Genomic DNA, 11,588 nt, shown 5'->3' on the forward strand with positions numbered 1-11,588 from the left:
GCAGACCGGCCGATAGGCTGGCCGAATGAGCCCCAGCATGGAGACTGGCGCTTCGATCCTGAAGGGAGCGTTAACGAAGTTTCCCGATACGCCCCGAGCGCATGTTTCAATTGCCCGGGATGGGCTGTAAAGTTTGGTTAATCTTTATTCACCGGCGGTCGCCAGGCGGCGGGCCGTGAAATCGGCCAGACGTCATGCGTCTGCGCCGACTGGAGAGGGCGAATGGCGACATCGGGAAAGATCCAGGACGCGGCGTCCGCCGCTCTGACGGCGATCGAGGAGGCGCTCGATATCGGCGCCATGCCAGACGCCGCAGAGGCTGCGGATGAGGCGCACAGCCGATCCGGCCCGGCCGCCCATGCTGGAGACCAGCGCAGGTCGGGGAGCGCTTACGGCGAACAACTGAACCGTGTTCAGCCGCAGCAGGGAGCGATCGCGCCCGCCTTCGCGCCCGCCAACGACGATCGCCGCACGGTCGGCGAATTGCGGCAGGCGCTGCAGATCAAGCCCAACGGATCGATCATGGCGCTCACCTTCGCCTGCATGGCGTTGTGGGCCGCCTGCTGGGCCTTGTACGTATATTTCCACCAGGGGGAAATTCTCGACGCGGACGGCTCGATGCTCGCGCCGAAGCCGGTCCTGACGCTCGCGGCGCTGATGGCGCCGCTCGTCTTTCTCTTCCTCACGGGCCTGATGGCCCGCCGGGCGCATGAGATGCGCCTGATCGCCAACTCCATGACTGAAGTGGCCATCCGGCTGATCGAGCCGGAAACGGTCGCGACCGAACAGGTCGTCTCGCTCTCGCAGGCGATTCGGCGCGAAGCCGCCTCGATGGGCGACGGCATCGAGCGCGCGCTGGCGCGCGCCGGCGAACTCGAAGTGATCGTGCGCACCGAGGTCACCAACCTCGAACGCTCCTACACCGAGAACGAACGCCGTATTCGACTGCTCATCGACGAGCTGACGCGCGAGCGCGAGGCCATCGTCGTCAACGCCGACAACGCCAGGACGGCGCTCTTTGGCGCGCGCGAAATGCTTTCCCAGGAGCTCGCCACGACGTCCGTCCATCTCGCGGAAGCAGTGAGCCAGGCTGGCGCCCGCGTCGCCTCCTCTCTCGGCTCCAAAGGCGAAGAAATCCGCCTCGCGCTTGAGGAGGCGGGAGACGCCTTCGAGTCGACTCTGGCGAGTCATGGCGAAAGGGTGCTGTTCACTCTCAGTCAGACCGGCGATGAAGTCGCGCAGAAAGTGACCAGCGCGAGCGACAACGTCAGCCGCCGTTTCGCCGAGGGAGTCGAGGAAGTCGGCCTCAAGCTCAACGCGACCGGCGAAGCGATCACAGCCGATTTCGGCGCGCGCGGCGGCGATATGCTTGAGCGGTTTGAGGCGATCGGCGCGAGTTTCTCGGACGCCGTCGGCAACCAGGGCGAACGGATCATCGCGCAACTCGCCGAGACCGGCGGCGCCATTCGCGAAACCATCGAAACGCAGGGCGGAGCCTTCGAGCGGTCGCTCGCAGAAACTCAGGAACGGCTCACCGCGCGCGTCTCCGAACATGTCGAAAACGCAAAGACGACGTTCGAAACCGCGGAAACCCGAATCGTCGGTCTGCTCGAAGACACGCATCACAAGGCGCAGAATGAATTCGAGTTGCGCGGCCAAGCGCTTCACGACGCAATCTCGCGCAGCATGAATCAGAGTTCGGCGGCGCTTGTCGAGCAGGTCGACGCCCTGCAGGCGCGTTTCGTCGCGGTCGCCAGCGAAGCGGTGTCGGCCATCGGCTTGCATGGCGATCGGGTCAATGAAACGCTCGCCGGCAATTTCGAGGCCTTCGAACAGACCGTGCTCGGCCGCGGCGGCGAAGTTGCGGATAGGATCGCCGAACGCGGGCTTCAGATCGAGAGCAATCTCGCCGAGCGACTTGCCGCCTTCGAGGACGCCGTCGTGCGCAACAGCTCGGAAGCCGCCATGCGCGTCGCCGAACACGGCGACCGCGTCAGCTCCGTCATTTCGGATGGGCTCACGGCTTTCGAAGACGCCTTCGCGCGCCACGGAGAAGAAGTCGCATCGCGCGTCGCCGAGCATAGCGAGCGGGCCGCGACCGTCGTCGCGACGCAGCTCGCTGCTTTCGAAACGGCGGTTGCGCTGCGCAGCGGGGAAATCGCGCAGAGCGTCGGCGCGCACAGTGATCGCGCCGCGTCGGCGCTCTCCACACAGCTTGCCGCGTTCGAAGAATCAGTCAATCGCCGCAGCGACGAAATCGCCGAACGGGTCAATGACCAGAGCGAGCGCACGACCGCGACATTGTCGGCGCAACTCGCCGCCTTCGAGGAAGCGATCACGCAGCACAGCGACGAGGTCGCCGCGCGCGTCAATGAGCACGGCGGGCGCGCGACGTCGACGATCGCATCCCAGCTCGCAGCCTTCGAGGAGACGGTCGCGCGGCACAGCGAGGACATCGCGGATCGCGTCAGCGAACATGGCGAACGCGCGACGTCGACGCTTTCGTCGCAGCTCGCCGCATTCGAGGAATCGGTCGTGCGCCACAGCGACGACATCGCCGTTCGCGTCACTGAACAGAGCGAGCGCGCAACGTCGACGCTCGCCGCTCAGCTGGCCTCGTTTGAAGACGCGGTCGCGCGACATGGAGAACAGATCGCGCAGCGCGTAGGCGAACAGGGCGAACGCGCGACATCGACGCTCTCGACACAACTCGCCGCCTTCGAAGAGGCCGTCATCCGGCACGCCGATGAGATCGCCGAGCGCGTCGGCGAGCGCGGCGAACGCGCCGCATCGACCCTCTCGGCGCAGCTCGCCGCTTTCGGAGACGCCGTCACGCGCCACAGCGAGGAGATCGCCCACCGCGTCAGCGAACATGGCGAACGCGCCACGGCGGCGTTTTCGGAGGGCCTCTCGACGTTCGAGGACGTGGTCTCGCGTCAGGGCGAAGAATTGGCCGCCCGGGTCGCGGCCCGCACCGAACGCGCCGCCGCCGAACTTGGCGAAAAGCTCTCCGCGTTTGAAGACAGCGTGGCCCGCAACAGCGGACAGGTCAATGAGGCTGTCACGCAGAGTCTCGGCGCGATTGAGGACGTGCTCGTGCGTCAGGGCGGCGAGATCGCACAGCGCCTGCAGGCGCATGCGAACAGCGCCGAACTCGGCCTTGCTGAAAAGCTTGGCGCCTTCGAAAACGCCGTCAAGCGGCATAGCGAAAGCGTGGCGTCGGTCGTCGGCGAACATGCGACGCGCGTCGATGAATTGCTCGGCGAGCGGCTCAACGCGCTTGAGACGGCCGGCATGCTCGTCGCCAAGACGATGGAGACGACGCGCGAGCTGGCGCTGCAGGAATTCGATGCGCATGGCGCGGCGTTGCGCGACAGGCTTCGCCAGAGCGTCGCCGACGCCTCGTCGGCGCTTGCCGAGAACGCCTCGACGATGCAGGAGCGCTTCGCGAATACGGCGAGCGACGCCGTGCTGGCGATCGCCACCCAGGGCGAGCGGCTGCATGAATTGTTGAACGATCGGATCGGCTCCTTCGAGAACGCCGTGCTGGCTGACAGCAAGGAAGTGGTGGCGTCGCTGGCCGACCATGGCCAGCGAATCGCGCAGACGCTCGGCGAGCAGCTGACGCAGTTCGAAAATGCGTTGCTGCGCGAGGGCGGCGAACTCGCCGACCGGGTGGGCGCGCACGCCGCCCGGCTTAGCGAGGAACTCGCGCAACGCTTCGCCGTCGTCGAAGACGTGATCGGCGGCCAGGGAACGCAGCTTGTGGACGGCCTGGCGACGCGGACGGCGGACGCGGCCGCCCGGCTCGACGCGCAAGCCCAGGAGATCACGCATCAGATCGACGACCGGCTGCAGTCGCTCGATGAAACCATCCGCATGCAGGGCGGCGCCCTGGTCGAGCGGCTCTCGGCGCAGGTCGAGCACTATAACGCCCGCATTGGAGACAATTCCCGGCATTTCGCCGACGAGATCGACGCCAGACTGGCCGCCATCGACGACACGATCGAGAGCAAGGGCGGCCATCTCGTGGAAAGGCTTGGCGCGCGCGCGATCGACATTGCGTCGACGATGGCGAACAAGATCGAAGCCTTCGAGAGCGTCGCCAACGCCCGCACGACGGAAGCGGCTGACCGCATCGATGAGCTGGTTGGACGCGTTGACGCTGGCCTCGGCGTCGGCGGCCAGATGCTGCAGGAGGCGCTCTCCAAACATGCGGCCGAAGTTGCGCGCGTGATGGAGGACGGCGGCCGTCAGGTCATGCAGGCCCTCGACGCCAAGATCAAAGACGTCGACTGGGTGATGCTGTCGCGCTCCAGCGAACTCGCGCAGACATTGGCGTCAAGGACCGAGGAGATCAACGAGACGCTCGGCGGCCAGGCCAAGGAGCTCGAGTCGACCCTCGACAGCCGCATCGAGCTTTTCGAGACGAATGTCGTCAGCCGGCTCGGCGCCGTTTCGTCGGAGATCGACGAAAGAGGTCGGCTGGTCGTGGACACGATCAGCGCCCGGCTGCAGGACATCAAAGACATTCTGGCCGGCGCGCGGCATGAATTTGATACGACGCTGCATGCGCAGGCCGGCGATCTCGGCCAGTCGCTCGCGCAACGCATCGCCGAGATCAGCGGCGCGCTCGATGCGCGTCTCGCGCAAATGCAGTCGGTGCTCGACGAGCGCGGCGGGGCGGTCGCTCAAGAATTGACGACCATCGGCGACATGGTGACGAGCGCCGTCGAAAGCAGCAGCGCCGCCCTTGTCTCGCGCCTCGACGTCAAGCGCGATGAACTGGCGGATGCGCTCGATGCTTCCCGCGAGGCGCTGGCGCTGACATTGGAGACCAGCGCGCAGACCTCGATCGCCACTCTGGTGGAGACGAATGAAAAAATCCGCGCCGAGCTGCCCACCCTGCTGGATTCGCTCGGCCAGACCAACGCCTCGCTTCATGCGGCCATCGACGGGGCCGGCGGAAATCTGTTTGCGCTCGAACAAGAGCTCGGCAAGCGTCTCGCCGAATTCCACGGCGCGCTGAACGAGGCCTCGACCCAAATTGGCCACGTCACCGCAGTGGCCGGGGACACGATGCGCGACGCCGCCTCCATCGTCGACGCGCTCGACGAAAGGCAGCACACGCTTGCGCAGAGCGCGGAAAAACTGGCGCAGAGCCAGGAAGCGCTCGACGCTGTAATGGCCGCCCGTCGACGCTCGCTCGAAGAACTGGGAGCGCTCATTGAGGGCCAGCGCGCCGAATATGAAAGCGCCATGACCCGATTGAGCGAGTTGATGGATCGCTCGTTCCGCTCGATCGAAGCGCGTTCGCGCGACCTCGGCGGCGCGCTGAGCGAAACCTCGCGGCAGACCGCCGATCTGATCGAGGCGCGCTTCGCGGCGGTGCGCGCCTCTGCGGAAGGCGAACGCGAGCAGACGTCCGAGGCGCTTCGCGGCGCCTTGTGGCAGACGAATGAGGAGATCACGCATCTGTTCCAAGATGCACGCTCGAAATTCGAAGCCGCGACAAACGAGATTCGCGGACTCGCGCGAGAAATCCATCGCGAGATTGAGGAGACGCGCGAAGAGGTGCGCCGCGGCGCGACCGAGCTGCCGCGTGAAACGGCGGAACAGGCGGCCGCGCTACGGCGGGTCGTCGGGGATCAGGTGAAGGCGCTGAACGAGCTGACCGACATCGTCGCGCGCTCGGGCCAAGTCTATGACATCGCCGAACAAAGCGCCCCCCTGCTCCGCCAGACCATCGCTGATCAGGCGACGCGCACGGAAACGCCGGCGGCGCGCTTCGCCCCCAGTGGCCCCTCAGAGGGTAAGCGCGAGCCGCATGGCGGATGGCTGAGCGATTTGCTTGCGCGCGCCTCCTTTGATGACGCCGCGCCGCAACCGCCGCCCGCCGCGCGGTCGTTGGCCAATGCAGGCGCGCTCGACAGCCTGACGCTCGACATCGCACGGATGGTCGACAACGCCGCCGTGGCGGAGCTGTGGCGCCGTTATCAGCGCGGCGAGAAGGGCGGACTGTTCGGCCGCCGTCTCTACACGGCGCAGGGCCATCAGACCTTCGAGGAAATCCGGCGCCGCTGGCGCGCCGATCAGGATTTTCGCGCGACCGCCGATCACTACATCAAGCACTTCGAGGATCTGCTCGTCGAAACGAGCCGCGGCGATCGCGACGGCTCAAAGGCGCTTGATCTGCTAACGGGCGACGCCGGCAAAGTTTACACGATGCTCTGCCACGCCTCGGGACGCTTCGAATAGGCTGGGCTCATTCGATCGCCTCAGGCGGCTCGGCGCCGATGCGCGCTTCAAGCGCGGCTTCGGCGCGCAGATTGTCGAGGTCGCGGCCGATGGTCGCGACAGCCAGCAGCCTGTCGCCCTTGAAGTAGGACACGGCGCAATCGGCGGCCGCCGGATCGCCCGAGATCTCGACCCGGTCCCATGACGCGGCATGCCCGATATAGGAAATCGCCTGGTCGTAATGCTGACTCCAGAAGAAGGGCGCGGCGTCGAATTTTTCCCTGCGGCCTAGAATATTGCGGGCGGCCGTCTGACCCTGACGTTCCGCGACCACCCAATGCTCGACGCGAATCCGCTCGCCTGTGATCTTGTCGGGCCATGCCGCGATATCGCCGGCCGCGTAAATGTCGGGCGCGCTCGTCTGCAGATATTCGTCGACGAGCACGCCGCGGTCCACGGCGAGCCCCGCGGACTGGGCCAGCGAAAGATCCGGCCTGACGCCGACGCCGATCACGACGAGATCGGCGTCCAAAGCGGCGCCGCTTTTCAGTTGAAGCGAGCGTTCGCCGATTTCGGTCGCCGTGTCCTCCAGGTGGAACACGACGCCGGGGCTTTCGTGCAGCCGTTTCACATGCGCGCCGATTTCGGGCCCGAGAATTCGCGCCATTGGGATCGCCTCGGGCGCAATGACGCGCACCTCGAGGTCTCTGGCGCGCAGCGACGCCGCCACTTCAAGTCCGATGAAGCTCGCGCCGATGATCGCCACGCGCCGCGCGCCCGCGCAGGCCGCGATGAGACGGTCGGCGTCGGCGAGAGAGCGCAGATAATGGACGTGACTTCGTTCGGCGCCCGGAATGGGAAGCTTCACGGGGAACGCGCCCGTGGAGAGAAGCAACGCGTCGTAGGATAGCGCCGCCCCGTCGGCGAGGGTCAGGCGCTTGGCCGCCGGTTCGAGCGACTCGACCCGCTGTCCCAGCCGCAGTTGAACGCCATTGTCTCGATACCAGGCCGGATCGCGCAACGGCAGCCACTCCGGCTGCGCGGTTCCGGCCAGATAGTCCTTGGAGAGATTCGGCCGGTCATAGGGCTCGGCCGAATCGGCGCTGATGACCTCCAGAACGCCGTCGAAGCCCTCGGCCCTGAGCATCTGCGCCGCGGCGAAACCGGCGGCGCCGCCGCCCACGATGACGACGTTGCGCGGCTGAACGGCGCCCTTACGACTCGCCGGCGCTGCGGCTGGAAGCCGCTCGCGCGCAAACACCTTTCCGTCGACCTGCTCGACCCGCCACCGCGGCAGCGGATCAAACGCCGGGGCGCGCAACGCGCGCCCGCTGCGCAAACTGAAACAGGCGTGATGCCAGGGACACCGAATCGAGCCGCCGACCACGAGCCCTTCGGCCAATGGCCCGTGATAATGCGTGCAGTGGGCGCCGATCACGAAAAATTCGTCGCCCTGTCGCGCCATGACGGCCTCTTCCCCGGCCACGTGGCCGAGGAGCGGGCGTCCTTCCGAGACCTCTCCGGGAGCGACGCCCTGCGCGAAATCGGGGCCCTCAGGTTGATTACGCCCCTCTTCCGCCATGTCGCTCTCCCGTTTCGTTCTTGCCGCGCATTCTGTGCGATCATCTATTGCCACGCTTATTAAGAAGGGCGACGCCCGCCGATAGACAAGCCTCGGCCGCTCAGAGAAGCGAGGCTGATTCGGTGGAAAACGAACATTTTTGTCTCGTTTCGGACAGCTGCAGCGCCGGCGACATCAGCTGCAGACCGCTGGCGCCATCGAAAATTGTGGCATTGCCGCCACACTAATTAGAACAATTTTTCCTCAGGGCCCGTTTTGCCTAACAAATGGGCAGATGCGTGGACCTTGGGCTTGAACGAAGCGCGGGTCGCGAGTGATATCAATCAGATCTCGCCTCCAGACGGAGTTCCAAACAATGAAGTGGTACTATCTCTCCACCGCGGCTGCTCTGTCTCTGGCAGCCAGCATCACGAGCGTTCACGCTCAGTCGAAGCTGATGGAGGTCGATCCGACTCTCATTGAAGAGAACCAAGCCGCGCCGCCGCCGGCGGCAAAGCCGGCGAAGGCCAAGGTGGTTAAGGGCCCGGCCGTGCCGCCGCCGGCCTGGATCGATACGCTGACGATCGACGGCTATCTCGAAGGCGGCATCGCCCTGAACTTCAACCAGCCGTTCAACAAGCTGAACTGGGGCCATCTCTATACGGACCGCGCCAACTGGCCGACGTTCAATGGCGCCCTCTTGACGGTGCAGCGTCCGCTCGACCCTAAGGCCGAAGGCTACGACTTCGGCTTCAAGTTTCAGGGCATGATCGGCGAGGACATGCGCTACAACCACTACCTCGGCATTCTCGATTACGCGATGCGCACCCGCACGCAGATCGGACCGATCGAAGCGAATGTTCTCGCGCATCTTCCGTGGGTTAGCCCGATCAGCGAGGGCGGCGTCGACGTCAAGCTCGGCATGTTCGTCACCTACAATGGCGCGGAAGTCATCCCGGCCAAGGACAACCTGTTCTACAGCCACTCCTACATCTTCAACTTCGGGCCGTTCTTCCACACCGGCGCGATGGTCACCACCCACGTCAAGCCCTGGCTCGACGTCTACACCGGTGTGACCAGCGGCGTGAACACGAGCCTTGGATGGCCCGGCGACAACAACGCCGCGGCGTCGTTCCATGGCGGCCTCGGCTTCAACCTGCTCGACGGCAATCTGACCATTATGGCGATCACCCACACGGGTCCCGAGAACCAGCGGCAGACCGATCCGCTCGGCGTCGGCTGGCCGGTCGGCTTCGCCGCTGGCTTTCCATTCCTGCCGACAGGCTGGCCGAACGTGCTCACCGCCGGCTGGCCGTTCAATCAGGGCGGCTTCGGCGCGCCCGGCCTCTGCGCCTGCAACGTGAACACCGCCATCCGTTCGTTCAACAATCTCACGACGACCTGGAAGGCGACCGAGGATCTGACGTTCATCACCGACATCAGCTTCATGCTGGAAAGCGGATGGAACAATAGCTCCTTCGGCCTGCCACAAAAAGCCTGGGGCGCGGCCAACGCCATCACCGGCACTGGCTTCTGGGGCACGGCGCCGGCCTTCCCGATGGGCGCCCGCGCCTTCGGCATTGCGCAATACGCGTCCTACAAGGTCAACGATCTCCTCAAGGTCAACGCGCGCGCCGAATTCTTCCGCGACAACAACAACTTCTTCGTCGCCGCCTACCCTGGCTATTTCGACGCGGTCAATCTGGCGCACGGCTTCTGGTGCCCGTCCTGCATCAGCCAGAACCTAGCGACGGGCCTTTACGCCAACAGGCCGGTCTATTCGGGCACGAGCTATCTCGCCTTCACGCTCGGCGCGACGATCACCCCGGAACTACCGAAGATGCCGTATATTACTGGCCTGATCATTCGGCCGGAGTTGCGCTGGGATACCTCGGTCAATGGCACGGCGCCCTTCTTCGGCCGCAACGGCCTGAGCTCCTCGCAGGGCATGTTCAATATGGACGTGATCGTGCCCTTCTCGATCCTCTGAGACGCGGTTTTCAAGCGCGTCCCAAGCAAGCCGCCCGGTACGCCGGGCGGCTTTTTATTGCGGATGCTCGTCGCTGGCGTGATTGCGCGGCTGATCGCGCATAAGAATTTCGACGTCCGAGTCCTTGGTCGACTGCACGCGGAAAGTTCCTTGATAGGTTTTGCCCTCGTGACGCGCGATGGCGACATATTCGCCCTCCGCGAGCACAAGCGAAGGGAAAGCGCCGATCAGCTCGCGAATGACGTCGCCGCCAGGGGTGAGCACCGAGAAGCTCGTATTGGCGAGCGCCTCGCCGCCCGGCTGCTTGACGAGCTTTAAGGTCATGGTCGCCGCGCGATGGCGCAGCGTCGCCTCGATCAGCTTTCCCGCTGGGATTTTCAAATCCGCCGTAACGACGGAGTTCGTTTGATTGGCGCCCCCCTGAGCGCCCTGTCCCGTATCGAGCAGGGTGGACACCACGTGATAGGCGCCTTCGGGAAGGCAGATCACGTCGTCCGACTTGGCGTTGGAGAGGATGAGCTTCGCTTCGGAATTGCCGCGCTCCGGCACATAGATCGAAATCGACAGCCGCTGCGGCGGAATCTGCGCGTCGCCCAGCTTGTCGATGAGCTTCAGCCCGCCTGCGTTGAGAACGAGCCGTTCGGAAACATTGCTCCCCTCTATCCCGACGCGGCGCGTGACGCCGGCGAGCCCATAGGCGGCGTGGACGATATAGGCGCCGTCCGGCAGCGACAGCGCCGGAGCCGCTTCGTCGGACTCCGCCACGAGTTTATGCGAGCCATCCTGTTGGGCGCTCTCTTCGAAGACGCGCCAGACGACGCCCGAACGAACCGGCTGCGGGTCGTTGGCGGCGAGGGCGGCGCTCAGACGCAGCGTCGACAGCCTCTCGGCGGAGGGGGCGGCCGGTCCCACTTCGCCCGCGCCATGCGAGGGATGGGGGTGGCGTGGCGGCTGTTGCTGCGCTTGCGCCGGCTGCGGCAGAGGCGCGGCGGCGAGCGTCGCCGCGGCGATGAGGCCTAGCGCGTCCAGTCGGACTTTTTTCATCGATCTGTCTATGCCGACGATCGAGCTCTTTGTCGATTCTCGGCGGCCGGGAACATTTCGTGAATGGACCCGATCTGCGCCGGTTGCACGGCGATCGCGCCTGTAAAGCCGTCCGCGCGGCCCGCTGCCGCATAGGCCGCCTCTTCGCCTGCCGGAACCGGCGGCGCGAGCGCCGCAACGCCCGCCGCCGCCGCCGCAAGAATGACCGCCGCGCGCGCAAATGCGACGGCGGCGCCGCTCGGCTGGGGGAGACCGAGCGCCGCGCGCAATCCAGCTTCGTCGAAGGCCAGCGCCGTGAGCCGCGGCGAGGCGCCGGCCGTGGATGGCAGGGCCAGAACGCCGGCAGGATCGCCGCCCACAAAGGCGCCGATTCTGGTCGCGCCGTCCGAGACGCCAGCCTGCGCCTCGCGCACGGCGAGCTTCACCGCCAGACGCTGCAGGCCGGCGGCGCCGTCGCAGGACGGAAGAAAGACGCCGTCCGGTCCGGGACCGAACAGCGCGTCGAGGTCGGCCTCGATGAGAGCGTTTCCGACAGGCGCGACTTCGACGAAGAGCTTCGGCGCCCCGGCCTTTGCGCGCGCCGCGCCGATCAGCGCGCAGGCGCGTTCGCGGGCGCGGCGTCGCGCGTCGCCCTCGACGCAAGGCCCGAGCCGAAACAACAGCGCATCGGCGCCGCTACCCAGCGCCGCCGCGACACCCTCATCGTCGGCATCCGAGCCAAGGATCAAACAGGAGCGCATGTGTTTGAGCGTAGCA

General features: G+C 65.9%; 5 protein-coding genes. 2 read left to right on the forward strand and 3 right to left on the reverse strand.

What is annotated here, in order from left to right; all coding sequences use genetic code 11:
• Nucleotides 1–222: 222 nt before the first annotated feature.
• Nucleotides 223–6,258: an apolipoprotein A-IV repeat region-like domain-containing protein gene (locus tag AC0X69_RS04215; protein ID WP_482611595.1), complete on the forward strand. Its 6,036-nt coding sequence runs from the start codon at nt 223–225 to the stop codon at nt 6,256–6,258.
• A gap of 7 nt (nt 6,259–6,265) precedes the next feature.
• Here the strand turns inward: AC0X69_RS04215 and AC0X69_RS04220 are convergent, their stop codons facing one another.
• Entirely contained in the window at nt 6,266–7,819 is a 1,554-nt protein-coding gene (locus AC0X69_RS04220; protein WP_482611597.1) for an FAD-dependent oxidoreductase, read from the reverse strand.
• A gap of 355 nt (nt 7,820–8,174) precedes the next feature.
• Between AC0X69_RS04220 and AC0X69_RS04225 the strand changes: the two genes are divergently transcribed.
• Entirely contained in the window at nt 8,175–9,788 is a 1,614-nt protein-coding gene (locus AC0X69_RS04225) for an outer membrane beta-barrel protein (protein WP_482611599.1), read from the forward strand.
• 54 nt (nt 9,789–9,842) lie between these two features.
• On the opposite strand, the gene AC0X69_RS04230 is transcribed toward AC0X69_RS04225, so the two are convergent.
• Together AC0X69_RS04230 and AC0X69_RS04235 are read right to left on the reverse strand one after the other, a co-directional pair.
• Nucleotides 9,843–10,832 carry an RgsD C-terminal domain-containing protein gene (locus AC0X69_RS04230; RefSeq protein ID WP_482611601.1) on the reverse strand — a complete coding sequence of 330 codons (990 nt, stop codon included), beginning with the start codon at nt 10,830–10,832 and terminating at the stop codon, nt 9,843–9,845.
• A gap of 8 nt (nt 10,833–10,840) precedes the next feature.
• Nucleotides 10,841–11,572, reverse strand: a complete 732-nt coding sequence (locus tag AC0X69_RS04235) for an aldolase/citrate lyase family protein (RefSeq protein ID WP_482611603.1) — start codon at nt 11,570–11,572, stop codon at nt 10,841–10,843.
• Between the last annotated feature and the right edge of the window lie 16 nt (nt 11,573–11,588).

This window comes from Methylocystis sp. Uni0008 (assembly GCF_056838045.1).